The following is a 26,301-nucleotide window of genomic DNA, read 5'->3' as shown; positions in this document are numbered from 1 at the left end:
ATTGAATTTATAGATTTTTAAATCTTTCATTTTATAAAAATAGTCGCCTGCTAAGACGACTATTTTGGTATCATCATAAACGTTCATACAAATCTTGCATCTGTATGTCATCAGGAACCAACTTGAGATAGTGTTGGATCTGTTCTTTTGCTTCTTCAAACCTTCCAAGTTCGCGTAATAGATGAATGTATTGCTCTAAAAACTCAGGATTTTCCTTGAGTTCTGAAACCAATGCCTGATAAGATTCATAGGCAACATCCAAATCTTCAGTTTCTTGGTAACTCCGTGCAATCATCCACTTAGTCAAGAGATTTTCTGGCTCATATACTTCTAAGGCTAGAATATCCTCATACCGTTCTTGCTCCTGATACATGGTTGCTAGTCGCAAGAGGATTTCTTCTTGGTCTTCCGCATCTTCTTGAGCTTGAAGAAGATAAGCTTCCGCCTGCTCAGGTTGATGCAATTCGTAAGATAATTGTGAAGCAAGGAGTAGTAAACGTGTTTCGAATGGATTTTTTTCCAAACCTTGTTGAGCTATCAGTAAGGCTTGCTCAGTCTGGTGTTCCTTATGTAGAGCCTGACTATAACCATACTCATACCCTTCAAAATCTGGAGAAATAGTATCCAGTTGTTTAAAATATAAAACTGCCTTTTGATATTCCTCTTGATCAAAGTAAAGACTTGCTAATTCAAATGCAGTCTGATCTTCATACTCTAACTCTAAAGCTTTTTCTAAAAACTCTATGGCTGATTCAAACTTTCCAAGTCGAGCATAGGCAGTTCCAATTCGTTGATAGGTCGAAATCCCTGTCTGCTCATATATTTCACGATTATCCAGTTGAGCATAGCCCTTAATCGCTTCTAAATCATTTCCAAGTTCACTATCTAACTCTGCTAGCCCAAAAATCAATAAAAGATCATCAGAATAATTAAGAGCTTCTAATAGCTTGTCGCGAGCTACATCCGTCAATCCTTCCATTTGATAGAAATCAGCCTTTAAAACAAGAGCAGATACATAAGAATCGCTATTGGGTTGAATTTCTTCCAGATAGGCAAATGCTTCTTCAATTTGTCCGTCTTCACTTGCGATACTAGCTAGATTGAGATTTACTTCTGGAAATATTGGAGCTAGTTTTTCATAGATTTGACGAGCTTGTGGATAAAAACCAATACCTTCTAGATAATAAGCCAGTTCCAGAAGAAGATCATCAGAGTCTTCTACCAATGCTTTTTGAAAATAGTAATCAGCTCTTGTTAAATCTTGCTGATCCAAAGCTTCAAGCATTTCTTGACTATTGCTCACCTTCAACCTCCTCTTCTAACTCATACAGACCACTAACTTTTTTATACCATTCAAAAATAGCTGAAATAACAACTTTGGCTGAAGCATAAACAGGAATTCCTAATAGGACTCCCCAAACACCAAACATAGAACCAGACGTCAACAAAACGAATAGAATAGTGATTGGATGGATGTTTAGCTGACTACCTAAAATCAATGGAGACACAAAACGACCTTCAATTGTCTGCTCTACGATAAAAACGATAATAACTTTCAAGAGCATAACTGGTCCAGCAATTAACCCTAAGACCAGAGCTGGTATCATAGCAAGGAAACTTCCAAGATAAGGGATAAGATTTAAGACCCCAGCAGTAATACCAAGAGTCACCGCATATCTCAAACCAATAATTTTAAAGAAGATGATAAACATAATTGCCACGATAATAGCAACAGTAATTTGTCCTCTAACATAGTTAGAAAGTTGTTGGTTCACATCCGTTAGAACCTTACCTACTGGTTCTCTCAATTTATTTGGTAAGAATTGAGTGATATGATCTCTCAACCCTTTTCCATCTCTAAGGAGATAAAAGAGCATAAACGGCATGATAATTAGAGCGACAATGACTTGAGACGTTCCACTGATAAGAGCACTCACCCAGTTCACAGCCTTAGAAGATATATTACTTGCCCAAGCAGTTGCTTGTGTTGAAAACTGAGCCAGAACCTGTTCCAGTTGAGGTCTAAAGTCATCTGGCAAACGCTTAGTTACAAGATCATCAATAACTCTATCAGCATCTTCGAGATAATTTGGTACATTTTGCGCAAAAATAACTACTTGACGTTGAAGATTTGGAATCGCAACAGCCAGACCAATAATCAGAAGTATAGCAATAATGACAAAGATTATACTAATGGCTAAGACACGATTTATCTTGTACTTCTCCATCAAATCCACCAGTGGGTTTAAGAGATAAAAAAGCAATCCTGATAAAATAACAGGTAACATGACCACTGATAAAAAATCAACGACAGGGATAAATAAAAAACTAATCTTACTTAAAATAAAAATATTGAGACCTAGTAACAAGGCTACCAAAAATACAGTAACAGCCTTATTATCTAAAAACCATTTAAAAAACCAAGATAAATTAAAATGTTTCTCTTTTTGTTCCATATCTACTTCCTTTCCTTTGTCTTTTCATTATACCATTTTTACAGAGAATAAACTGTTTTTAAAGTGTTGAGGTGACGATTGAAAACTCTAAAAATCCATCTTGCATTTTACTAATTTTATACTTAGAAGTTTCATTCTTTTCCCTACCATTATCTTCAGTTATCCCAATTTATGATATAATAGAAACATCTTTATTTAGAGGTATAGATATGATTGAAACAATTTATTTCGGAACCTACACTCGTCGCTTATCCCAAGGGATTTATCAAGCTGATTTTGATACAGAGACTGGGCAATTATCAAATCTTAAACTATTTACTACTGAACCAAGTCCTACCTATCTTGCATTTGATCAAGAAAATCACCTCTACACTGTCGGTAGCAAAGACGGACAAGGGGGAATTGCTGCCTATCAAACTGATGGTACTTTGCTTAACCATGTTGTAACAGAAGGAGCCCCTCACTGTTATGTTGCTGTTGATGAAAAACGTGGCCTAGTATACGGTGCTAACTATCATAAGGGACAAGTTCTGGTCTATAAACGAAAAAAAAATGGTAGTCTTGAATTGGCTGATACAGTTCAACATAGCGGTCATGGTCCTCATGAAAATCAAACTACTCCACATGTACACTTTACAGATTTAACACCAGATCAGTATTTAGTGACTTGCGACTTGGGTACTGATGAGGTTACTACTTATGATGTCAATCCAGAAGGAAAACTAAATAAGCTAGCTACTTACAACTGTAGCCCTGGTGCTGGTGCACGTCACCTTGTTTTTCATAACCACTACAAGATTGCTTATCTCATCTGTGAACTCAATAGTTCAATTGAAGTATTGATTTATGATGGTGTTGGCGCATTTGAAAAAATGCAAGTTATTTCTACACTCCCTGAAGGATTTAATGACTTTAATGGAACTGCTGCAATTCGTCTCTCAGAAGATGGAAAATATCTTTACGCATCAAACCGTGGTCACGATTCTATTGTAGTCTACACAATTCTAGCTGATGGCAGTTTAGAATTGTTGGAATTCGTTCCTACAAACGGAAAAACTCCTCGAGATTTTATTCTCTCACCAGACCAAGAATTTCTCATCGTCGTTCATCAGGATTCTGATAATGCAACAGTATTTAAACGCAATCCAGAAACTGGTCGTCTTGCAGAACTTTCCAATGATTTCCACGTTCCCGAAGCGGTTTGCGTCACATTTTAAACATAAAAAAATGAACTTGATTCTCAAATCAAGTTCATTTTTTTATAATTTATTTCCGACATTGATTCGGTTAATAGCACGTTGTAATGCAATCTTAGCACGACGCTCTTGGTCAATCAAGTGTTTGTCTTGCGCTTCTTCGATTTCACGTTCTGCACGAAGTTTGGCACGTTCTGCACGGCTAATATCGATATCACGAGCACGCTCAGCTGAGTCTGCAATAATGGTAATGACATCATTAGCAATCTCAATGATTCCTCCGTTTACTGCTATCCAGTTGACATGAGAATCATCATCAATACGTTTGACTTTAACTTCATCAACTGCTAATACCGCAATCATATTTTGATGTCGTGGCAAGATCCCCATCTCACCATCCAGAGTTCGAACCGATACAAAGCTGGCATGGTGATCATAGACGAGGCCATCTGGTGTCACGATCTGGACAGTTAACTGAGCCATAGATCACCTCTTAAAATCCCATTTTTTCAGCCTTAGCGATAACATCTTCGATTGAACCTACTCCACGGAAGGCATCTTCTGGGAGATGATCGTGTTTACCGTCGAGAATTTCCTTAAATCCACGAACTGTTTCCGCTACTGGAACATAAGAACCTGGTTGACCAGTAAATTGTTCCGCAACGTTGAAGTTTTGTGAAAGGAAGAACTGAATACGACGGGCACGAGCAACCAAAGTCTTTTCTTCATCAGAAAGTTCATCCATACCAAGGATGGCGATGATATCTTGCAACTCATGGTAACGTTGAAGAACACGTTTGACCTCAGCCGCAACTGCGTAGTGTTCTTCTCCAACGATTTCAGGTGCCAAGGCACGTGAACTTGAAGCAAGTGGGTCAACGGCTGGGTAGATACCCAATTGAACCAATTTACGTTCCAAGTTGGTAGTTGAATCCAAGTGAGCGAAGGCTGTTGCTGGCGCTGGGTCAGTATAGTCATCTGCTGGCACGTAGATAGCCTGGATAGAGGTTACAGAACCTTTCTTAGTTGAAGTGATACGTTCTTGCAATTGACCCATTTCTGTTGCGAGGGTTGGTTGGTAACCAACGGCTGATGGCATACGACCCAAAAGGGCAGATACTTCTGAACCAGCTTGTGTGAAACGGAAGATATTGTCAATGAAGAGAAGAACGTCTTGGCCTTCTACATCACGGAAGTATTCAGCGATTGTCAAACCAGTAAGGGCAACACGCATACGTGCTCCTGGTGGCTCATTCATCTGACCAAATACCATGGCTGTTTTCTCGATAACGCCTGACTCTTTCATTTCCCAGTAGAGGTCGTTTCCTTCACGAGTACGTTCTCCAACACCAGTAAATACTGAGATACCACCGTGTTCTTGGGCAATGTTATGAATCAATTCTTGGATCAAGACAGTCTTACCAACTCCGGCACCACCGAAGAGTCCGACTTTACCACCTTTAAGATAAGGGGCAAGAAGGTCGATAACCTTAATCCCTGTCTCGAGGATTTCTGAAGAGGTAGACAACTCATCAAAAGTAGGTGCTTTTTTATGAATTGGCTGGCGCTCTGCGTCTTCTCCAAAAGGAGCTTCCAAGTCAATGGTATCTCCCAAAACATTGAAGACACGTCCCAAGGTTTCTTTACCTACTGGTACAGAGATTGGACGACCTGTGTCCAACACTTCCATTCCACGAGTTAAACCATCTGTTGATTCCATGGCGATGGTACGAATCATACCATCTCCCAACTCTAAGGCTACTTCAAGGACGATTTTTGTTTTCTTTTCGTCATTTTTGTAGACGACAAGTGCATTGTTAATCTCAGGTAGTTTTTCACCTGCTGCAAACAAAACGTCTACAACGGGTCCGATAACCTGAGCAATTTTACCTGAACTCATCTCCTTCTCCTATTCTATATAAGATACTGTCGGTTCCTAGTTTTGCTAGGTCCTAAGTTCATTGATATGAGCAGGATGGCTTTATTCTAAAGCGCTAGCTCCTGCCACGATTTCTGTGATTTCTTGTGTAATCGCCGCCTGTCTGGCACGGTTATACTGGATTGTCAAATCATTAATCACTTTTTTTGCATTATCAGTCGCTGTTTGCATGGCTGTCATACCGGCAGCATTTTCAGCTGTCTTGGCATCAATAATAGCACCATAAATCATACTTTCTGCAAACTGTGGTAGCAATTGATCCAAGATTTCTTCACGACTTGTTTCAAGGTCAAAGGTCAAGCTATAGTTATCATCTGCTTCATTTGGATCCAAGTCCACGATTGGAAGCATCTGCTCTACACGCATTTGACTTGTCAATGTATTCACGTGGTGGTTGTAGCAAACATAGAGCTCATCAAAAAGTTCATTTTGATACATTTCAATCGTTTTAGAGATAATCTTACGAACTTCATCGAAGCTTGGTTGACTGGCTAGACCACGCAATTCATAAATTGGCTGAATACCACGAGCTTTAAAGAAGTCTGCTCCCATACCACCGATACAGATAACTTCAAAATCATCACCTGATGGATGGTATTCCTTCTGAATTTCCATGACGGCCTTCAAGATGGAAGAATTATATCCTCCAACAAGACCACGGTCAGATGTAATGACGATATAGCCTGTTTTTTTGACTGGGCGGCTAATCAACATTGGATTTGTTGATCCGCCGGCACCATCTCCGTGAAGGATATCTGTAACCAACTTACGCACTTTTTGTGCATAAACTTGGAAGTTACGAGCTGCTTCTTCAGAACGACCTAACTTAGCAGCAGAAACCATCTGCATCGCGTTAGTAATTTGACTAGTATTTTTTGTTGAGGCGATTTTTGTTTTAATATCATTTAGAGATACTGCCATCTGACACCTCTATTCCTATTGGAAGCTAGATTGATTGAGAAACTCAGTAATCGCAGCATCCAAGACTGCTTCATCTGGCAAGTCTTTTGTTTCACGAATGGTTTCCAAAATCTCAGGATGTTGAGCATCAAAGAACATATGGAACTCTTCTTCGAAACGAACGATATCGTCTACAGGAATTGTATCCAAGAAACCATGGGTCAAAGCATAGAGAATAGTAACTTGTTTCTCAACAGGTAATGGTTTGTGAACTGGTTGTTTCAAGACTTCTACAGTACGACGACCACGGTTCAATTTAGCCTGAGTAGCTGCATCCAAGTCAGAACCAAATTTAGTGAAGGCTTCCAACTCACGGTATGAAGCAAGGTCGATACGGAGTGTACCAGCAACCTTCTTCATGGCTTTAATCTGAGCAGAACCACCAACACGAGATACAGAAGAACCTGCATCGATAGCCGGACGGATACCAGCATTAAAGAGACTATCGCTTAAGAAGATTTGTCCATCTGTAATAGAGATTACGTTTGTAGCGATATAGGCTGAGATATCTCCTGCTTGTGTTTCGATAAATGGAAGAGCTGTGATAGATCCACCACCAAGTTCATCAGAAACTTTAGCAGAACGCTCAAGCAGACGACTGTGAAGGTAGAAGACATCCCCTGGGAAGGCTTCACGACCTGGTGGACGACGAAGCAAGAGAGAAAGTTCACGATAAGCTACCGCTTGTTTAGATAAGTCATCATAAACGATCAAGACATGCTTACCTTGGTACATAAATTCTTCAGCCATAGCAACTCCTGCATAAGGTGCAAGGAAAAGCAATGGTGAAGGTTGTGAAGCTGACGCTGTCACAACGATTGTGTAATCCAAGGCTCCGTACTGGCGAAGTGTTTCTACTTGTGTACGAACTGTTGATTCTTTTTGACCAATCGCTACATAGATACAAATCATATCTTGACCTTTTTGATTCAAGATTGCATCGATAGCGATGGTGGTTTTCCCTGTTTGACGGTCACCGATAATCAACTCACGTTGTCCACGACCGATTGGAACAAGGGCATCAATAGCTTTCAAACCAGTTTGCAATGGTTGTGATACTGATTTACGTTGCATAACCCCAGGAGCTGGCGCTTCAACTGGACGAGTTTTGTTTGTGTCGATTGGACCAAGCCCATCTACTGGGCGACCAAGTGGATCCACGACACGTCCAATCAAGCTATCACCAACTGGAACTTCCATGATTTTTCCTGTACGACGAATGGTGTCGCCTTCGCGGATATCTGTAAAGTCTCCAAGGATGATAATACCAACATCTGTTGATTCTAAGTTTTGCGCCATACCATAAGAGCCGTTTTCAAAAATCAACAACTCTCCACTCATGGCATTTTCAAGGCCATGAGCACGCGCAATTCCGTCACCGATGTAGGTTACAACACCAGTTTCAGTCACATCAAAATTGGGTTTGAAATTTTCAATTTGTTGCTTAATTAAAGCGCTGATTTCTTGTGCGTTAATTGCCAAAAGAACACCACTTTCTATTTCAAATTTTCCTTAACAACTTTAAGTTGTTGTTTAATACTAACATCAATTGTCTTGTGATTGGCGATAATAACAAAACCACCAATTAAACTATCGTCGATTTCTTCTTTAATGCTACGCACTTTTAAAGACATCTTTTTCTCTATAATAGGAAGTAGACGTTCTTTCTGTTCATCCGTTAGGGGATGAGCAGATAGAATCGTTACTTCAAAACGATTCGTTTCTCTCTCAAGACGGTTTAAACAATCTACAATCACATCATAAAAAAGATTTGATCGATGATTGTACAACAGAACTTGAATGAAGTTTTGTAATAATGGCGATGCAGAGTCTTTGAAATAACTGACTGTTTTTTCCTTGTCAGACTCATCAACATCTACCTGAGCCAAAAAAGAAGGCAAGTCTGTTTCTTCAGCGACTTGCTTAATCTGGGTCAAGTCTGAGAAGATAGAATCTTCTTCTCCTTTTTCAATCACCAATTGGACAAAAGGCATGCTGTATTTTTCAATTACCTTTACTGTCTTTTTGTCCATTAAGCTTCTCCTAGCTGATCAATATACTGATCAATGAGTTCTTTATGGGCATGACCGTCAAGGTTTTGTGAGATGATTTTTCCAGCTAGACTAACTGTCAAATCTGCTACCTCACCTTTAACGCTTTGTAAAGCCTCAGCTTTATTTTGCGCAATTTCTTGGTTAGCTTTTTCTTTCAAGCGACCAGCTTCTAGCTTAGCTTCAGCCAGAATATCTGATTTGCTCTTTTCAGCTGTTTCCTTTGCATTCTCGATAATCGTTTTAGCTTCGGTACGGCTACCTGCTAGCTCAGCCTCTCGCTTACTTGCTAGTTCCTCAGCCTTTTTACGAGCTTCCTCAGCACCATCAATATCTGAAGAAATCTTTTCAGCACGTTGATCCAAAATACTGGTAATATTTCCCCAAGCATATTTCTTAACTAAAAAAATTAATAAAAGGAAGGAACCAGCGATAAGAATAAAGTCACCGATAATGGTACTAATAGTTAAATCCATCTTCTAATCCTCCTCTACTTACTCTTCCTCACCATTTACCTTTTTACCAATGTACATAGAAGACAACATGGTAAATACATACGCTTGAATACATGAAATGAAAATTGAAAAGGCTGTCCATAACATGTTTGCAATAAAGGCAAAAGGATACCAATAAAAGGCATATTGTGACAAGGCTAATAACAATCCTGCCAAGACCTCACCGGCGAAAATATTTCCGTAAATCCGAATCGCCAAGGAGGCAAAATTGGTGAACTCTTCTAAAACGTTCATCGGAGTCATAAAGCCAGGAGTAACAAATGCTCTCAAATATTCTTTAACGCCTCTACGACGAATTCCTTCTACATGGGCGATCAAAGTGATCAATAAGGAGAGGGATAAATCGTATCCAAGGTTGGCTGTTGGGGAAGTCCACAAGTTATAACCGTTTGTTGTTTGTACTTTTGCCATTAAGCCAATATTGTTGGCAACCAAGATAAACAGAAATAGAGAGAACAAGAACAAGGAATAATCCTTGATATATGAATCTCCAATGTTTGGTTTTGTAAAACCAATCACAAAGTCATAAATCATCTCAAGAGCATTCTGTTTGCCCTTTGGACGGATGGCCATTTTACGACTTGCCCAGTAGACAAAGGCAAAAACCATCAAAACAGTTACAAGAGACATGGCAAGCAGGGTCAAATCAAAGGATATTGGTCCAATATTAACGGTTGGATTCAAACTTTCTTCCATGGTTTGACACCTCCATTTCTAAATAGAGTTGTCTATTTGATAACGAATGACATCGCCAAGGTTACAAAGAAAGTTCCTTCGATAAAGGCAATCCCCATGATCATCAAACTACGCAATTGTGGAATGATATCTGGTTGGCGTGCTGCAGATTTGAACAAACCGTTCATCAAAAATCCTTCTGCAAGAGATACACCCATACAGGCAAGACATAGACCGAAAAATGTTAAATTCATGACGAATTCTCCTTTTTTAAATTAAATTTACTTCCCTAGTTTAGTCCTAAAATTTGCTTTTGTCAACTCTTTACTAGCATTGAAAGCGTTTCTAATCATTTATTTCTATTTTTACGATTTTCAAGACAATTATATAGAAAATTTTAATGTCTTTTCAGATTATTTTTCTTATCTTTCCTATTTTTCTGAAAAGAAAAATCCAAGTTTCAAAACCTGGATTTATCGTTTCTTATTTGAAATAAATTGAATGGTGGCTCTGGCAAGCTGGATTAAAGAGTGCTGCACAATAAGGACAGCTCCCCTTTTCTCTATACTCCTCATAAGTTAGGGTCTTCTTACAGGAACCACATAAGATAGGTTTATCCTGTTTTAGATTTAAAGGATAAGGAGAAAATGTGTGCGACTCTAGTTCATTGTGACACTGATAACAGGCATAGTATTTCTTACACTCATTACACTGGAGCGCTACGATATCTTTATCACTATGGTAATGAACACATCTGCTTTCATCATCTACTAGTAATCCATGAGCTTGAACCATTGACTTTCCTTATCTAGGCACGAACTGTAACGCTTGTTCCATCTTCTTTGTAAAGATTAATCAAACCTTCTTTCAAAGCACGGACCATATCACCTGCTTGTACTGGTTGTGGAACCTTGATAGTTAAAAGTTCCATTGGATTTGGTGCACGGTCAATCTTGTTACCTTTGGCATCATGAAGGTCTTCGATATAAGTTTCAAAATGGCGGAAACCTGGGCCATAAAACTCAACTTGGTCTCCTTCGTTGATAACGTTACGTTGGCGAATAGTTGCTGTTTGCGTTGCATCATCATAAGATACTACTTCAGCAACAAACTTGTATTCTGGAATCTTACGACGAGCACCGAACAGTTGTTCGTTTTCAGATGGTGTTCCGTAATAGAAACCTGTAGCCAATTCACGTTGAGCTACCTTCCACATTTCATCAATCAAGTCTTGCTTGATAGCTTCAAACTTTTCAGGACTTTCAAGGTAGGCATCAACGGCAGCCTTGTAGCAGTTTGTCACTGTTGAAACATAGTGGATAGACTTCATACGACCTTCAATTTTAAGACTGTCCACACCATTTTCAATCATATCTGGGATATGGTCAATCATAGACATATCAACCGCAGACATGGAGAACTCTTCAGGAATTTCTCCCTTGAGACTCTTACGCTCTTTACCAAATGGCATATCGTAAAGGTCATATTTCCAACGGCAAGATTGTGAACATCCACCACGGTTGGCGTCACGCATACTCATATGGTTAGAAAGCGTACAACGACCAGAGTAGGAAATACACATCGCACCATGTACGAATGCTTCGATTTCCACATCTGTACGTTTTCGGATTTCTGCCAGTTCTTCCATGGAAACCTCACGCGCCAAAACAACGCGAGTCAATCCAAGTTCTTTCCAGAATTCAAGAGTTTCATAGTTGGTCGCACTAGCTTGTGTTGAAAGGTGGATTTCAAGTCCTGGTGCTTCTGTTGCTGCAATCATGATTAAGGCAGGGTCAGAAACGATAACAGCTGCAATTCCAATATCACGTAACTTACGGAACCATTCTCCGGCACCTTCTTCATTTCCTTCGTGCATAACCATATTAGCAGCCACATAAACTTTAGCGCCATACTTAGCCGCGAACTGAACTCCTTCTTCCATTTGTTCGAAAGTGAAGTTTCCCGCACGACTACGTAGACCATAGGCCTGACCACCAATAAAGACAGCATCTGCTCCGTATTGAACAGCTACTTTTAGTTTTTCTAGTGTTCCTGCAGGTGATAGAACCTCAGGACGTTTCAAAGTTTTTGTCATTTTTTCTCCTATTTGCAATATAAAAGTTTGACACCAATCTTAACTATTTTATAGTAAACAGGATTCAAAATCAAGCCTTGAATGATTGTTTAGACAATTTTAATGTTTAGTTGTCTCTGAAAACGTTATTGAACAGTTTCAACATTCCAAGTAGTCCAGCCTTTAAAACGTATAGCACCCTTTTTGTCAGTTTTTAATACCAAATTCTCAAGTTCTTTATCTTCTTGGTTATTCTCCCCATTTTTAAGTTTAAATGATTTTTTCTTGTCTATTGAAATGACCGTGATTTTAGGGTGTACAGTTTTGAAGATTTCGATATCTGTCTTTTTCTTCAATGCTTGCTGATGAGTTATCACTACATCTGCTTGGAGTTTCGGATAAGACTTGGTTAAGAACTTCTCCTCTAAATTTCCAGTAACTAGAAAGGTTTGGTTTAGTAACTTTCCATACAAGACCATTGAATCCTTTTTATCGCTATTTTGGCTAGTGAATGCTTCCAAACTACTCCCAAAAATAAACAACTGCTGCCCAGTTTTAATAGCAGCTACCTTGATTTTGGTTTCCTTCAGTTTATCCATAAATTCTCTTTTAGATAATGTTTCTTCAGTTACTAGAATCTCTTCAAGCTCGAAGGCTTTACTCATTTCTAACACATGATCTAACTGCTTAGTATCACTAGTCGTTAGCACAAGTTGATCAATCTTTGCAACTCCTCGACTTTTCAGATAAGGGATTAAACTCCGTTTGGCATTGCTAGAGGAACCCCTCTCCTGCCAGGATTCTTTCTTGTCACGTTCAGATTTTTCTCCGACATCCAGTAGTATGGTCTTTCCTGTCATGTCTCTTAGGAAAATGCTCCGTCCCTGTTCCATATCTAGAACTGTGATTTCATTATCCAGTGGATGTTTGGTTACTAAAAAGAATGAGATGACAACTATGACAAGCATAGATAGTTTTTTCAAGTTCTTTCGGTAGTCGTAGATGAGAGCTAAAGTAATCAAAAGAAGAATTAAAATCCAAAGACTCGGCTGACCAAAAACAAGAGGCCTCGTAGATAGCTGAGAAATATAGCGTATGATGTTTTCTAGCCATTCAAAGAGAAAGTTGAACTGGGTGATGGGATATATAAATGACAGACAGAAGAGAATCGATAAAAGTGGCAATAGGACCATGTCAAACAAGAATGAAAAGACAATTGTCAAGAGAATGGACCACGGTTGGAATTCAGAAAAGTAAAATGATAAAATTGGCAGAATTCCCAAGGTAATAATGCAACTCTCTCTAACCAAACCTTTTATACCTGCTACTTCCTCACCAGTCATTGTCAGGATAAAGGCATAAGCACAGGAAAGAACTCCCCCAGCAGTTAAGAAAAAGTTCGGCATGATAAGAAATAGAATAAGAATCGTTAAAGCAAAATTATCCAGTGACTTAAAACCATGCTGAGCCAATAGCTTTTGTAGAAGACTTCTAATCACAGATGCTGAAAATCCTGTCAAGCCTGCATAAACTATGGAGAGGGGATAGGCTAACCATTTGAACTTCTCTTGCGTCAAACCCAAACGCAGAAGTAACTTCTTGAAAGCATCCATGAAAAATCCGACTTGCATTCCAGATAAAGCAAAAAGATGAATAATTCCTAGGCTGGAATAAAGTTCGTTCATTTCCTCAAAGTCTGTATCTAAATGTCCCAATAAAAGACCTGTCATATAATTACGCATAGGATCAGGAAAATTCCTTTTTATCCAGACAACTGCTTTTCTCCGCAAACTTGATAGATTTTCTCCAATATCCCAACTAGAAATTTGCTTTGATTCCACAATTTCGGATATAGTCAAGGTCTGATAAATTCCTTGTGTTTTGAGATAATTTCGATAATCAAAACCCGCAAAATTACTGGCTCCTTGAGGACTAGCTAACTTGCCTTTCACAACCATTTCATGTAGTTCAGATAAGTCTTGAAATTTTTCCTTTTCAGCTTCTGACTGAAGTTTATAATAGACCTGAAAGAGTCTACCGTCAGCCTTGCCACGAAAAGATAAGCTATCACCATTCACCTTGACTGTATCAGGCAAGATTCGTACCGTATCAACTGAGTCAACGTGATGTTGACCGGCTTCTTCTTGCTGCCATTTTTGAAGAATAAACCAACTCCCAAATATGCTGCAAATCAAGAGGACCTTAGTCACAGTTTTCCATGGAAATTGGAAAAAGAGGCAAACCAGTAAAAAGACAAAGCCCAAAAGTGCTAATACACTTGCTGAAAAGATTGCATAGTAAAGCCATAGGAAAAGAAAACTGAGATAGATTTTTGGAATTGGAAAGCGACTAATCCACTGTGACATATTCTTTTAGCTTTTCTATCGTTTTTGCACCAATACCAGAAACCTTTTTGAGCTCATCTACTGACTTAAATTTACCATTGGATTCACGATGGTCAATAATGTCTTGAGCACGTTTAGCACCTAAGCCTTTAACTTGTTTCAGTTCCTCTAAACTAGCTTTATTGAGATTGACTTTCTTATTTTCCTTGCTGTTGGAAGTACTTGATGTCATTTCTTGACTAGTAGCTTCTTCCTTAGTCGGAACATAGACTAGTGCTTCGTCACTAATTCTCTGGGCAAGATTGATAGACTTGCTATCAGCATTATCTGTCAGTCCGCCCGCTTTTTGGACAGCATCATTGATACGACTTCCAACTGGCAAGTCATAGATTCCAGGTGATTTGACAGCACCTTTGACATCGACAGTAATTAGATCTTGCTCCACCGCTTCTTCCTTCTGATTTCCATCTTCCTTTTCATCCGTCGAATCCTTTGGAACAGCTGCAACTTCAGTCTGCACCTTTGTTTCCTTAGCAGGTGCTTGAGCGACTGGCTTTAGGAGGAAAAATCCGCCTAAGACCAAGCCCAAACCAGCACAGATAATAATGATTTTATATTCTTTGATTTTCTCAATAAGTTCTTCCATATTTTCTCCTCTCTTAGCTTATTCGTAAGAGAAAGAAAAAACAGCTGAAAAAACTTTTCAACTGCTTACTTATTTGCAAAATAATCTTCCTTGGTCAAGACATAATGCACTCTTGTTACGATTCGACCTGGTTCTTTTTTATCCATCCTAGCATAAGGTTCTTCGTGAGAAAAGCGCATGCCTGATTTCTCCATGACCTTTCCTGAAGCAGGATTATCCTTATCGTGAAGAGCGGTCAACTTATTCATTCCAATCTTTTCAAAAGCTAGTTCAATCACGGTACGATTGGCTTCAGTTGTCAAACCTTGATTCCAATATTTTTGATGGATAATGTAACCAATGGCTGCCTTCTTAAGAACAGTATCGATCTTGTGCAAGTCAATAGTTCCGATAAACTCTCCAGTACTTTTTAGTTCAATGCCCCATCGACCCAAGGGATTGGCTAGATAAAACTGGGCAATATTATTCTTAGTTTCCTCTAAACTTTGATTGGTTGGAAAAGTATAGCGCGTATTTTCCTGGTTTGAAGCATATTCAAACATGGCTTCTGCATCATCAAGTGTCACAGGTCTAAGCACTAAGCGTTCTGTTTCGATAATTTGATGCTTCGCTAGTTTGATAAATAGTGATTCCATGATTGCACCTCCCAAAATAGGTTGCTAAAAGAATAACATAAAAGAAATAGGTTTACAAGTTTTTCTTGCAATTTAAAACGGTTTCATATACAATAAAGTCATCACAAAAACTCTGACGAATGATGTGATACATAAATTGAAACAGCTTAATAGAAAGTGAGTTATCCTATGTTAATTGGAATTCCAAAGGAAATTAAAAATAATGAAAATCGTGTTGCTTTGACACCTGCTGGTGTACAAAGTCTCATTGGTCGTGGCCACCGTGTCCTCATCGAAACAAATGCTGGACTTGGTTCTGGTTTTGCTGATGCTGACTATGAAAAGCAAGGAGCTGAAATTGTCGCAACTGCTGCTGAAGCCTGGGCTGCAGAATTAGTTGTTAAAGTGAAGGAACCCCTTGCTAGTGAGTACCAGTTCTTGCGTGAGGATTTACTTCTTTTCACCTACTTACACATGGCAGCTGCTCCAGAATTGGCTGATGCTATGCTTGCAGCTAAAACAACTGGTGTTGCTTATGAGACAGTCCGTGATACTCAAGGACAACTTCCGCTTCTCGTTCCAATGAGTGAAGTTGCTGGTCGTATGGCAGTACAAATTGGAGCCCACTTCTTGACGAAACAAGCTGGTGGTTCAGGAGTTCTACTCGGTGGTGTCCCTGGTGTTCCTAAAGGAAAAGTAACCATTATCGGTGGTGGTGTCGTTGGTACACACGCAGCTCGCATTGCGCTAGGTTTGGGAGCTCAAGTAACCATTCTTGATATCAGCGCTAAACGCCTCTCTATCCTAGAAGATGTCTTTGGTCACCAAATCCAAACACTCATGTCTAATCCATTTAATATCAAAGCAAGTGTGCGTGAAGCAGACGTTGTTATCGGTGCTGTCTTGATTCCTGGTGCCAAAGCTCCTAAATTGGTGACAGATGAAATGGTACAACAAATGCGTCCTGGTTCTGTCATTGTTGACGTTGCTGTTGACCAAGGTGGTGTTATAGCGACAGCTGACCGTGTGACAACTCACGATGAACCAGTCTATGAAAAACACGGTGTTCTTCACTATGCCGTTGCTAACATTCCTGGAGCAGTTGCTCGCACATCTACGATTGCCCTTACTAATGTGACTCTTCCATATATCGAAGCCTTGGCAGGAAAAGGATTTAAGAAAGCTATCCTAGAAGACGCAGGCTTGCTTGAAGGTGTGACAACCTATCAAGGATACCTCACCAGCCAGCCTGTTGCAGAAGGCTTGGAACGTGACTTCACTTCAATCAGTGAACTTGTCTAAAATGATTTATAATTTAAAACTACAAAAATAAGAAGCTACATAAAAACTAGCTTCTAAATCTCAAAAACGAGCATTTCCGTTCTTGGAGATGCTCGTTTTCTCATGTCATGGTTTATAATTTAAATTTTGATAGACTCTAGTTTCTAATCAATGTGATCACTATTTGTCAATATTAACCCTTTCAATCAATTCATTAGTTATCTAAACTAAGTCCATTTATAAATTTAAAAAGAGTATAAATATCAACGTAAACTTCATCATCACACTAGCTAATCTCAGTACATAAACCACTTTTTCATCTACAGATTTTGTCTTAATCTTGATCTTTTTTCTTTAATCCAAGAAATGCACCTAAGGTAAACATTATTCCGGCAATCAATGACGTGAAGACTTCGCTAACTGTTCCGGTTTTTGGCAACCTATCATTGTTAGTAGTTGATTTACTATCAATATTTGTATGTTTATTATCTATGTTCTCTGGTGCATTAAGATAAACTTCCTTCTTATTTTTAAAGTTTTTATCATTTTCATCAGGAACTGTAACTTTGACATCCTCAGTTGAATCAGATCTTTGACTTTCATCTAATTGACTATAATTTACTTGTACAGAAACTGTAGCTGTGACATCCTTAGTTGAATCAGATTTGTGTGAATGATTTTCTCTTTGTAAATCCTCCTTTTTGTAATTTTCATCTAATTGACTAGGATTTGCCTGTGGGTTGTCTTTCTTTTTGGATACATAAAAAGTAGGTTTATTTTCCTCCTCCTTTTTCTCCTCTATTTTCTTGAATACAGGTTTTATAAGGGTATCTTTTGATACATTAATAACATAGCCAGTGCCTTTTTTACCTTCGAAACCAGCAATTTCCCAGCCATCAAATTGATATCCTTTTTCTAATTCACCCTTATAGACAGGTAAAATGAAATCTTCTTCCGACACTATCGTTGAACTCATTTCTTTTCCATTTTGAATGGTCACAGTTACCATCTGAGGTTTTAGTTCGCTCACCTCTCCCGTATCCTTGTTTAAAATGAATTCTTTTACGGTCGTATTTCTTGCGAAATCTTTTACAACAATCTTAATGTTTAGTGTCTTATCTGTTAGTTGTTTAATATCATCAAATGATTTATATTCTTTTCCATTTACATAAATATGTTTGTCTTGAATCTCACCATCGAATCCATTATTTCTTTTATCATTGATATTAAAGACAACAGATTTTCCGTCAGCATATTCGATACTAGTATTTCCCTTAGGATCAATGTTTACTTCTGGTTTAACATTATCATATAAAAATTGATAGTGTACTCCAACCGCTTTCGCATTCAAATCGCTATAGCCAGTTTGAAGATAAACATTTCCATCCATATCTGTTACCTTATCTGGGAATCCGTTTGCTTTATAGTCTTTCATTCCCCAGTCCATGATGTCACCGTCTTTAACATTAAGCTTAATGTTAAAATCTCTAGTGTTATCAATGTGTAAATCTCCGTAGATTAAATAATTATCTACAACCGATTCATTAACTCTCAACTCCCAGTTAAAACCACCCTTATCAGAAATCTTACCTCTTAAATAAAATTCTGGATTTCGTACATAAATTTTATTAGATTTAGATGGATTAAAGTAGTTCTTGTCCATTGAAAGATTTACTGGTTTTGCATCAATAAATAACGTAGAGCCATCTTCTTTTATAGCTTCTACATTGGACTTATCCTCTCCAGTGTACTCTTTACCATCCTTACCAAATAATACCAGTTTAGAAGGATCTGTTACAAGATTTCCATCTTTATCGATTGCCTCCCCTTTATCGTTCATTTTAAAGGTAAACACTTGATATTTTACAATGTTAAAGCCGTCTAAAGCCGACATTAATACGGATTGAGTACTTCTTCCATCTTCAACATTTCTACTATCAGCATAAATTATTTTTTCTGAAAGGACTCTTAGATTAGGATTGGTCTTTTGGATTTTTGCTATATCTTCCTTGTTATAGACTCCATTTCCTTCTAACATATCCGTTTTTCCAGGATTATAGGTAGTCACTTTTAGTGCATAGCCTTTTCTTAGAATAATGTTATCTTTTAACAGATATTGTTGTTTTTCTGAATCAGAATAGATTTTACCAGATTCCATTTCCGTTAAATTGGTTGGTTTGTTTTTTGAAAGATCACCTTCTCCTAATTCTATTACATTTCCATAACTTGATGCATACGTATATTCTGTCTTAGTTTCCTTATTTTTTTCAGGCATTCTAATTTTAGTTTCAGCTTTTATCTGACCATCATCTTTAATAAAGAATCTCATATCTCCTGCAAAAGCTAATCCATCCACAATATCATTAATATTAGCGTATAAATCAAATGTCATTGTTTTTGAGTGGGAGTCATACTTGGTCGTTTTGATTTCTATCGATTTATAGTTATTTCCATAATATACCTTGGCATTTTTAGAAACATTACTTATCTTTCCAAGAATTTCAAAGTGTCCATCTTTAGACGGGCTTAGAACACCATAAATTTTTGATTTGATTTCATCAAGTTTTTCAGTTTCATATTGTAAGGCACTACCATCGTCATAAGCAATGATATTCCCCTTATCATCGTATTTATAATCGTATTCCTCTGTTCTCTTACCAGTTTCACTTGTAAAGTCATCAACTTCTCTAAATTTCTTTTTAATGAGTTTCTTCAAGTCTTTTCTTTCAAAATCTCTAATTGTTGAAATGGCTTTATTGATAGTCAAGCTAGATTTTTCTTCGATAGACTCTTCATTGTCTTGATGATTTTCTTCCTCAGTTGTATCTTTTTTAAGACTATCCTCTTTTCTATTTTCTAAATTTTTAAATTTAGATTCGGCAATCTCGCCAAGCTTTTGATATTTAGATGAATCTTGATCAGGATCTACTAGATAATAGGAAATCATCCCCTTTTCATCTGCATGATCAGCAAATTTAATTCTATGAATCTTTGTGAAATTGCTAGAGCCATCTAATGCAATGACTTCAATGATTTTTCCTCTTAAATCTCCTGCACCATTAATTTCATAAATGGTATTTCCGTCTTTGTCAAGTTTCCTATTTCTTCCTTGACCCTCACCTGCATAAGTTACTTCAAGATTTTTCTCAACCTCTCCATCTTCATTAACCAGAGCGGCGCCGGCATACCAAACTTCGTTGGCAATCTCGTCAAATTTTTCAGGATGTTCTTTTTGATCTCTCGCAAATAAAGTTTCATTCTTGTATTGATCTTTTACCTTGTGATAAGTATCCTTTGTGATCAGCTTAATTTTTTCAGGATTTGAAAAATCAACCGAAACAATCTTAGGGGCTGTGTTATCAATTTTTACTGGAATATAGGAAACCTGCCATGGGTAATCTTTAGTTAATCTATATTTAAATTTATAGAAATATTGACCTTCCGCAATCGGTTCAAATTGACCTCTTATCCTAGTAGCTGGATCTTTGGTATCCTTGCTTTCTGGTGCATTTTCTTCTTTCCCTCTAGGATTATAGATGAGTCCATCCCATTTCAAGTCGCCCCAAACTTTTAGCTTAGAAGATTTGATTCCCTTTGCATCATTTCTTTTAGAGTTTAAAATTCCTTTAACAAAGTGTTCTCTCGAAATGACTTTTAAGTCAATTTGATTTTCTCCCTCCTTATTTGTATTTACTATTGAAATCAATCCTTCTTCTGCACTTCTTAATACAAGTGGAGAAGGTGTTAATCCTCTCTCAAGTTGAGCATCTTGAGGATTTCCATTTGAATCTAAAGGATAAATTTTAGCAATATTAGAACCACTTGATGATGGTGCGTTGATCCCTTCGTTATTGAAAGCAAATAATTCTGGATTTTGATCTAGGGATGTTGTATTTTTATCTTTTCTATTTTGGATAACTCCTGCTGGATTAAATTTATCTATACCATGTTCTCCACCAATTCCCTTATTTAAGGTTCCTGGAATTTTTGGTTTACCATCATCATCATAACCTTCCATTGTTTTTGATTTTGAACCTTCTTCCCAGGCCCATTTATCAAGGATTGGTTCTTTATTCCAATCCCCAGCAAATCCCATTAGAGGCATCGATAAAGAAGGTTGGAAATTTGTTTTCTTACCATTGGAGTTTAAAGCTTCCATTTCTTCCACTGACTCAAAATGAATAAATGATTCTACAAATTTATTTTTATTTTTAGCCTCTCCAACGTTTATAACCGCATTTAAATCAAAGCTAGAATTTGGGCCTATAGTGAAAGTGTCATGCTCAAATGTAATATTTGCATCTTTTACTTTCTCTGGGTGAATTTCTGGAACAATTTGCTTCCCATCTGGAGATTTTTCATCTTTGTATGTTTCATCCAGTTTTAGTCTATCAGTTAGAGCATCTGTAGTTACCGCTGATGCTGAAACTTTAAAGGTTAAAGGTCTGTTTGATGTATTGTGAAGCTTAATTGTAAAGTATTTTTTATCTCCTTTTATTTCTTTAAGAGAAATAGAACCATAAGAGTTTACCAAACCTTTAGAATCTGTGTTTTTGAAAGTCGCTACAACTTCATTTCTCAAAGCATTGGCAACATTAATTAGCCCTGCTCCCTGTTGTCTAGGTGATGCAAAGTATTGACTTTTTTCTTTCCAAGAAGTCGCATCCATCATAGGCCGTGCAGTATTTTGTAGGGCTATTTTTGTAAGACTTGTAAGGTCTATTTTGTCATCTCCCTTAAGATTTTTCAAGACAGGTCTTTCAAGCATTTCCTTTAACTTGGGCCTAATCAAAACAGTAGAAGCCGCCACGATTGGAGTTGCCATACTAGTCCCTGACATATAGCCATAAGTTGATTTCCCATTAATGACATTGAGAGTAGATTTAATATTTTTACCTGGTGCTGAAACATCAGGTTTTAAAAGTAAATCTATTCTTGGCCCCCAAGATGTGGATCCTGCTGGTACTATGATATCTTCTTTATACAGTTCTTTGTCTGTGTCAGATGCAAACTTAAAGTCAATTTCTTTTTCATCACCTACATTCGGTTTATTGGAATTATAGCTTTCCATATCAATTGGATAGTATTGCTCCAATTTATCTTTAAAATCTTCCTTATTATTCCTTTTAACCTCAGTTTTTTTATCAGGATTAATCATGTTCCATAGCTTTACACCATCATCTCCTGAAATTGAAAATACTTGACTTTTAGTCCCTTCATCCGCTTCATATCCCATGGCTGGAAGCTCTGTCCAATTATCTCTGTTGTAGTAATTGACAGTATTTACAACCATAATGGCGCGTGCGCCCTTATCCGTTGCTCTTTTAAAAGCATCTTTTAAATCCTTGGTATAAATTCGATCCATTACTGCAATTTTGCCCTTAAGATCCAATCCTATCAAATCTTGGTCTTGACCCTTGCCTATATATACAAAGTTTAATTTACTAGGAGCTTTTGAACCGTCTTCATTTGTCATAATTTTATTTTTATCGAAAAAGGCCCCTATATTTCTGTATTTAAAACTTTCTCCACCTATGTTAACTTTATCAAACTCAACTGTTTGATTTTTAGCAGATGCGACTGCTATCGCATCTTCATGTGCTGCAGTTCGTGTTACATTTCCAGTATCTGTCATTTTCAGATTATTATTTGCTACTAAATCCCAAGACGAACTTGAAGCAGAAGTCGCATAGTTACCCGTAGCTACAACCATTGGAATGCCTGCTTTTCTTAACGCTCTAATAGCTTCCCAATATTTCTCACCTACAAGACCTGTTCCTGTAAAGCCAGATGATACTGAAACAACATCGACATTGTGTTTGATGGAATCTTCAATAGCATGAAACATTGTTTCATCTCCTGCGAAGCCAGATCCTGCGTCAGAGTACATTTTATAAGAGAATATCTGTGCATTAGGAGCAATTCCATCTATTCCGTTAAAGTTTTTGATATCTTTTTCAGTATCATTTCCCGCAAGAATCCCGGCAATATGCATCCCATGTGGATCAAAATAATCGCTTCCATCATCAGCTTTTTCTACAGTGATTTTACCACCATTATAATAATTGAACGCATGAGGGATTTTATCACTCAACCAGAATTTTTTATCAGTACCTTTTAAGTCTTCTTTTTTAAATCTCATTGAGCCTTTAGCATCATCATCAATCCTCATGGCCTTATGCCTATAATCTGTCCCGGTATCGATATTTGAAATGACCATACCTCTACCATCAAAATTTTTACCAAATGGAGCATTGATAGACTTTAGGTAATCAATTGCCTCTTCAACTCCAATTTCCTTTCTAGCATGATTCATCATTGGCTGGACTTTTTGTGATCGTTCAACCGATGAGATACCTTCTATTAGTTTAATTTTGTCCAGATTAGATTTGATTGTTTCAATAGCACTACCGTTAAAAACGGTATCATAAGTATATAAAACTTTTGTATCCTTAAGATTGGCTAATTCCTTGATTGCTTTTTCACCAGATTCTTTATCTTTAAATTCGGCAATATATACAACTTTATCTTCTTTATTGAGATTTTCTGTGTTTTTATTTACAAATGAGTCCGCATGATCTCCTTGGGATTGATTGGAATTTTCTTCTTTGATTTTTGCTTCTTCATTGCTAGTGTTATTGTCTATCACAGGATTTTTACTAACAACTTCTTTTTCCTCAATAATTGTTGTTTTCTTCTCTTCAGTATGCTTTAAAGTTTCTATAGCATTATGAATATCTTCATGTTTCTCTTTATTTTCTGTTTCCTTATCTACTGCTACTTTTTCTTTATCAGAGATAGTTACAGCATCTTCAGAACTAGATGTTTCTGCTAAGACTACCTCGTTAGGTACATATGCTGCTAAAATAACTGCAGCTGTGGTTAATGACAATACTGTACTTTTTTTCATTTTAATTCCTTACATATTTATTTAACTTCCTAAAGATAGAAAACTTTAACTTTGCTAGCCTTTGTTATAAAAAGTTTTATGAAGTATCATCTAGGAAATAGAGTAGTACATTTATATATAATTGTTAGCTCTCTGAAAAATAGTATATCAATTAAAAAAATTTAAGTCAAGAAAAAATTAACACACATTAATTTGTTTTTTAACCTGTGTTAATTTTATAAAATCCAAAGCTTTCGTGGTTAACTGGAATACATTATAAGCACATTCACACCATCAAGAATAGTAGGAATCAAGTTGAACCACTACTAAAACCACCAAAAACTCAGTTAAGTTTGAAAGTGAATCTTGCCTACGATATTCCACTAATTCACGAACGAGAATGATTAGCCTCTATGTGGACAGTATTCCTAGTCAAGTTCTATTGGAAGAGACCTCCTACACTGGCCGCCCTGCCTTTCATCCAGCCATGCTCATGAAGATGACCCTGTTCGCTTATGCTCGTCAAGTGTTCTCTGGACGTAAAATCGTTCAAATGAACGAAGAAGTCATTCCTATGAAATGGTTGAGGCAAGATACCTATGTTAGCTATAAAACGATTAATAACTTCCACTCTAGTAAACATGCCAACAACCTAATCAAAATTGACTAAAAAGTACTAAACGAGCACAGATAACCCAATGAACTGGGAATATCTTGAGGACACGGACCAGTTTATAAAGCCCGATGACATAGTTTATTCCTTTAAGAACTACTCTAGTCAAACCGATAAGTATGATTTTCAACGTGATTTCAAGATTTATGAGGCGGATAAAGTTCAAGATACTCCTGAGTTAGAACAGTTGGCTAAAACAGATAGTGGGAATCAGAAACAAATCCATTATAATCCAACTTGGAATTACTTTAAGGAACTCCTTAAGCAAACATTACATAGTGAAGAAGGCTCTCGAATCTATGCCAAACGGAAAATTGATGTTGAACCCGTTTTGGTAGATTGAAGAGTGTTTTTGGCGTGCGCAGAGTGCATGTCAGAGGTAAACAAGCTGTCGCAACAGAAATAGGATTTCATCTTTATGTTCACGTATCTCACCAAATTGGCCAAGAATCTAGCCTCTAAAACATCCACTATTCAAAAACCACACAGTGTTTCTTTCAGCTTGATTTGATTCAAGACTGGAATCACTGTGTGGTTTTATTGGAAAGCTAGTTTTTGCCCAACCTTTTTCTTTATTCTGTTTCTTCTTCACTTTCTTCAGCTTTGACAGGTAGAGGTTCATAGGCTCTGATAATTTGAGCTACAACTGGGTGGCGAACCACATCCTTGGCTGAGAAATGAACAAAGTCAATTTGATGAATATTCTTGAGTTTTTCTTGAGCATCAATCAAACCTGACTTGACATTACGAGGTAGGTCAATCTGGCTAATATCCCCATTGACAATCATTTTCGAGTTAAATCCAAGACGAGTCAAGAACATCTTCATCTGCATGATGGTCGTATTTTGCGCTTCATCCAAGATGACAAAGGCATCATCCAAGGTACGTCCACGCATATAGGCCAAAGGTGCAATTTCAATAATTTCACGTTCCATGAGACGGGTTGTTTGATCCTTCCCAAGAATCTGGTACAAGGCATCGTAAACAGGACGAAGGTAAGGATCTACCTTTTCCTTGAGATCACCTGGAAGAAATCCAAGGCTCTCTCCCGCTTCCACTGCTGGACGTGTCAATATGATTCGCTTGACTTGTCCACGCTTGAGGGCTGTTACGGCCAAAGTCACTGCTAAGAAGGTCTTACCTGTTCCTGCCGGCCCAATCCCAAAGGTCACATCGTGTTGCTTGACACTATCCACATAAAGCTTTTGACCCAAGGTTTTAACACGGATGGGCTTACCTGTATTATCCTTGATAATCTCTTCTTCATAGAGGGCGACAAACTTATCGATTTCATTATTCTTAACCATGGTAATGGCTGTCACCACGTCAGGAGTTCCGACAGTCATTCCACGATTAACCAAGACCATTAAGGCTTGGATAACTTGGCGGGCTTCCTCACAAGCTGACTCCTCTCCCAAGACTTGTACAATTTCTGTACGGGCATGGATGATGACATCTAATTCATCCTCCATCAATCGAAGGTGGCGCTCATTGGACCCAAAAAGATGAAATAGGTCATCTGGATGACTCAGTTGAATATCTATTGAATGTTCCTTCAAACAAAGACCCTCTCTAATTCTCTTATTTCGTTTTATCATTTTGTTTTCTTTTAAGTATGAAATAACTTTCAAAAATCCTATCACTCTGACAATTCGTAATGGTAAACGATACTTGCCAAAATAAGTAAAATCCTCATAAAAGATAACTGAATGACTATATTATAGCAAAGAGGCTGAGAAATTACTATCCCAAACCTCATCTAGTAGCCTTAATGTTCTAAATATTCCTGCCAGATACGATCAAAGTCTCCCATATTAAAGGAAAAGCTAGCATGTTCCTCTAAAAAACGACTGACTTGATCAAAATCATCTGTATGCTTTGGGAAGGCGGATTCCTCAAAAGCCAAATCCGCTAAAATTGCTTTGGGACTATTGCTTTTAGGGTTGCGCTCGGTCATGAGCCAAGTATAAAATGATTTTCTCATAAG

General features: G+C 37.6%; 20 protein-coding genes and 1 pseudogene. 3 read left to right on the top strand and 18 right to left on the bottom strand.

What is annotated here, in order from left to right:
* Window positions 1-73: 73 nt before the first annotated feature.
* Entirely contained in the window at window positions 74-1,303 is a 1,230-nt protein-coding gene (locus tag ADM33_RS05595; protein ID WP_049503626.1) for a tetratricopeptide repeat protein, read from the bottom strand.
* Complete coding sequence (locus ADM33_RS05590) at window positions 1,293-2,456, bottom strand: AI-2E family transporter (protein WP_049503623.1); 1,164 nt, start codon at window positions 2,454-2,456, stop codon at window positions 1,293-1,295. The genes ADM33_RS05595 and ADM33_RS05590 overlap by 11 nt, the downstream gene beginning before the upstream one ends.
* 209 nt (window positions 2,457-2,665) lie before the next feature.
* On the opposite strand from ADM33_RS05590, the gene ADM33_RS05585 reads away from it, so the two are divergent.
* The gene (locus ADM33_RS05585; protein WP_049503621.1) at window positions 2,666-3,673 is read left to right on the top strand and encodes a lactonase family protein; all 1,008 of its coding nucleotides are present in this window, start codon (window positions 2,666-2,668) and stop codon (window positions 3,671-3,673) included.
* A gap of 42 nt (window positions 3,674-3,715) precedes the next feature.
* Here the strand turns inward: ADM33_RS05585 and ADM33_RS05580 are convergent, their stop codons facing one another.
* The 13 genes from ADM33_RS05580 to ADM33_RS05520 all read right to left on the bottom strand — a co-directional run bounded on the left by ADM33_RS05580 (window position 3,716) and on the right by ADM33_RS05520 (window position 15,492).
* The gene (locus tag ADM33_RS05580) at window positions 3,716-4,135 is read right to left on the bottom strand and encodes a F0F1 ATP synthase subunit epsilon (protein WP_049503620.1); all 420 of its coding nucleotides are present in this window, start codon (window positions 4,133-4,135) and stop codon (window positions 3,716-3,718) included.
* 10 nt (window positions 4,136-4,145) lie between these two features.
* Complete coding sequence (gene atpD / locus ADM33_RS05575; protein WP_000094353.1) at window positions 4,146-5,552, bottom strand: F0F1 ATP synthase subunit beta; 1,407 nt, start codon at window positions 5,550-5,552, stop codon at window positions 4,146-4,148.
* 81 nt (window positions 5,553-5,633) lie between these two features.
* Window positions 5,634-6,512: a F0F1 ATP synthase subunit gamma gene (locus ADM33_RS05570; protein WP_049503618.1), complete on the bottom strand. Its 879-nt coding sequence runs from the start codon at window positions 6,510-6,512 to the stop codon at window positions 5,634-5,636.
* Window positions 6,513-6,527: 15 nt separating this feature from the next.
* The gene (atpA, locus tag ADM33_RS05565; RefSeq protein ID WP_049503616.1) at window positions 6,528-8,033 is read right to left on the bottom strand and encodes a F0F1 ATP synthase subunit alpha; all 1,506 of its coding nucleotides are present in this window, start codon (window positions 8,031-8,033) and stop codon (window positions 6,528-6,530) included.
* Window positions 8,034-8,047: 14 nt separating this feature from the next.
* A complete protein-coding gene (locus tag ADM33_RS05560) occupies window positions 8,048-8,584 on the bottom strand; it encodes a F0F1 ATP synthase subunit delta (RefSeq protein WP_049503614.1) in 537 nt (178 codons plus the stop codon).
* Window positions 8,584-9,078 carry a F0F1 ATP synthase subunit B gene (gene atpF / locus ADM33_RS05555; RefSeq protein WP_000366310.1) on the bottom strand — a complete coding sequence of 165 codons (495 nt, stop codon included), beginning with the start codon at window positions 9,076-9,078 and terminating at the stop codon, window positions 8,584-8,586. Before atpF ends, ADM33_RS05560 begins: the two co-directional genes overlap by 1 nt.
* Window positions 9,079-9,096: 18 nt before the next feature.
* Window positions 9,097-9,813, bottom strand: a complete 717-nt coding sequence (gene atpB / locus ADM33_RS05550; protein ID WP_000392935.1) for a F0F1 ATP synthase subunit A — start codon at window positions 9,811-9,813, stop codon at window positions 9,097-9,099.
* Window positions 9,814-9,845: 32 nt separating this feature from the next.
* Complete coding sequence (locus tag ADM33_RS05545) at window positions 9,846-10,046, bottom strand: F0F1 ATP synthase subunit C (protein ID WP_001054551.1); 201 nt, start codon at window positions 10,044-10,046, stop codon at window positions 9,846-9,848.
* Between the two features lie 229 nt (window positions 10,047-10,275).
* A complete protein-coding gene (locus ADM33_RS05540; RefSeq protein WP_049503612.1) occupies window positions 10,276-10,587 on the bottom strand; it encodes a CHY zinc finger protein in 312 nt (103 codons plus the stop codon).
* Window positions 10,588-10,600: 13 nt separating this feature from the next.
* Window positions 10,601-11,887: a peptidase U32 family protein gene (locus ADM33_RS05535; RefSeq protein ID WP_049503610.1), complete on the bottom strand. Its 1,287-nt coding sequence runs from the start codon at window positions 11,885-11,887 to the stop codon at window positions 10,601-10,603.
* Window positions 11,888-12,012: 125 nt separating this feature from the next.
* Window positions 12,013-14,232, bottom strand: a complete 2,220-nt coding sequence (locus ADM33_RS05530) for a ComEC/Rec2 family competence protein (protein ID WP_049503608.1) — start codon at window positions 14,230-14,232, stop codon at window positions 12,013-12,015.
* Complete coding sequence (locus tag ADM33_RS05525) at window positions 14,216-14,857, bottom strand: helix-hairpin-helix domain-containing protein (protein ID WP_049503607.1); 642 nt, start codon at window positions 14,855-14,857, stop codon at window positions 14,216-14,218. The genes ADM33_RS05530 and ADM33_RS05525 overlap by 17 nt, the downstream gene beginning before the upstream one ends.
* Before the next feature lie 65 nt (window positions 14,858-14,922).
* Window positions 14,923-15,492, bottom strand: coding sequence for a GNAT family N-acetyltransferase (locus ADM33_RS05520; protein WP_049503606.1), 570 nt, complete (start codon window positions 15,490-15,492; stop codon window positions 14,923-14,925).
* A 168-nt stretch (window positions 15,493-15,660) separates the two neighbouring features.
* Between ADM33_RS05520 and ald the strand changes: the two genes are divergently transcribed.
* Complete coding sequence (ald, locus tag ADM33_RS05515) at window positions 15,661-16,773, top strand: alanine dehydrogenase (RefSeq protein ID WP_049503605.1); 1,113 nt, start codon at window positions 15,661-15,663, stop codon at window positions 16,771-16,773.
* Window positions 16,774-17,086: 313 nt separating this feature from the next.
* Here the strand turns inward: ald and ADM33_RS05510 are convergent, their stop codons facing one another.
* Window positions 17,087-23,662 (bottom strand): S8 family serine peptidase, encoded by a 6,576-nt coding sequence (locus tag ADM33_RS05510; RefSeq protein WP_049503604.1) that lies wholly within the window; start codon window positions 23,660-23,662, stop codon window positions 17,087-17,089.
* Window positions 23,663-23,934: 272 nt separating this feature from the next.
* Here ADM33_RS05510 and ADM33_RS11625 point away from each other — a divergent pair.
* A pseudogene (locus tag ADM33_RS11625) lies at window positions 23,935-24,921 on the top strand (transposase).
* On the opposite strand, the gene ADM33_RS05500 reads toward ADM33_RS11625, so the two are convergent.
* Together ADM33_RS05500 and ADM33_RS05495 are read right to left on the bottom strand one after the other, a co-directional pair.
* Window positions 24,887-25,873 carry a PhoH family protein gene (locus ADM33_RS05500; RefSeq protein WP_049503680.1) on the bottom strand — a complete coding sequence of 329 codons (987 nt, stop codon included), beginning with the start codon at window positions 25,871-25,873 and terminating at the stop codon, window positions 24,887-24,889. The pseudogene ADM33_RS11625 and the gene ADM33_RS05500 overlap by 35 nt on opposite strands.
* A gap of 209 nt (window positions 25,874-26,082) precedes the next feature.
* The gene (locus ADM33_RS05495) at window positions 26,083-26,298 is read right to left on the bottom strand and encodes a YozE family protein (protein WP_001232087.1); all 216 of its coding nucleotides are present in this window, start codon (window positions 26,296-26,298) and stop codon (window positions 26,083-26,085) included.
* Window positions 26,299-26,301 lie beyond the last annotated feature (3 nt).

Source organism: Streptococcus oralis (genome assembly GCF_001075875.1).
GTDB lineage: Bacteria > Bacillota > Bacilli > Lactobacillales > Streptococcaceae > Streptococcus > Streptococcus oralis_I.
Note: the sequence above shows the minus strand (reverse complement) of the source record. Positions and strands in the feature narration are given on the sequence as shown.

Excerpts from the sequence above, each read along its gene's own strand:
- ADM33_RS05590 (WP_049503623.1), bottom strand. The coding sequence starts at position 2,456 with ATGGAACAAAAAGAGAAACATTTTAATTTATCTTGGTTTTTTAAATGG.
- ADM33_RS05585 (WP_049503621.1), top strand. The coding sequence starts at position 2,666 with ATGATTGAAACAATTTATTTCGGAACCTACACTCGTCGCTTATCCCAA.
- ADM33_RS05580 (WP_049503620.1), bottom strand. The coding sequence starts at position 4,135 with ATGGCTCAGTTAACTGTCCAGATCGTGACACCAGATGGCCTCGTCTAT.
- atpD (WP_000094353.1), bottom strand. The coding sequence starts at position 5,552 with ATGAGTTCAGGTAAAATTGCTCAGGTTATCGGACCCGTTGTAGACGTT.
- ADM33_RS05570 (WP_049503618.1), bottom strand. The coding sequence starts at position 6,512 with ATGGCAGTATCTCTAAATGATATTAAAACAAAAATCGCCTCAACAAAA.
- ADM33_RS05560 (WP_049503614.1), bottom strand. The coding sequence starts at position 8,584 with ATGGACAAAAAGACAGTAAAGGTAATTGAAAAATACAGCATGCCTTTT.
- atpF (WP_000366310.1), bottom strand. The coding sequence starts at position 9,078 with ATGGATTTAACTATTAGTACCATTATCGGTGACTTTATTCTTATCGCT.
- atpB (WP_000392935.1), bottom strand. The coding sequence starts at position 9,813 with ATGGAAGAAAGTTTGAATCCAACCGTTAATATTGGACCAATATCCTTT.
- ADM33_RS05545 (WP_001054551.1), bottom strand. The coding sequence starts at position 10,046 with ATGAATTTAACATTTTTCGGTCTATGTCTTGCCTGTATGGGTGTATCT.
- ADM33_RS05540 (WP_049503612.1), bottom strand. The coding sequence starts at position 10,587 with ATGGTTCAAGCTCATGGATTACTAGTAGATGATGAAAGCAGATGTGTT.
- ADM33_RS05535 (WP_049503610.1), bottom strand. The coding sequence starts at position 11,887 with ATGACAAAAACTTTGAAACGTCCTGAGGTTCTATCACCTGCAGGAACA.
- ADM33_RS05530 (WP_049503608.1), bottom strand. The coding sequence starts at position 14,232 with ATGTCACAGTGGATTAGTCGCTTTCCAATTCCAAAAATCTATCTCAGT.
- ADM33_RS05525 (WP_049503607.1), bottom strand. The coding sequence starts at position 14,857 with ATGGAAGAACTTATTGAGAAAATCAAAGAATATAAAATCATTATTATC.
- ADM33_RS05520 (WP_049503606.1), bottom strand. The coding sequence starts at position 15,492 with ATGGAATCACTATTTATCAAACTAGCGAAGCATCAAATTATCGAAACA.
- ald (WP_049503605.1), top strand. The coding sequence starts at position 15,661 with ATGTTAATTGGAATTCCAAAGGAAATTAAAAATAATGAAAATCGTGTT.
- ADM33_RS05510 (WP_049503604.1), bottom strand. The coding sequence starts at position 23,662 with ATGAAAAAAAGTACAGTATTGTCATTAACCACAGCTGCAGTTATTTTA.
- ADM33_RS05495 (WP_001232087.1), bottom strand. The coding sequence starts at position 26,298 with ATGAGAAAATCATTTTATACTTGGCTCATGACCGAGCGCAACCCTAAA.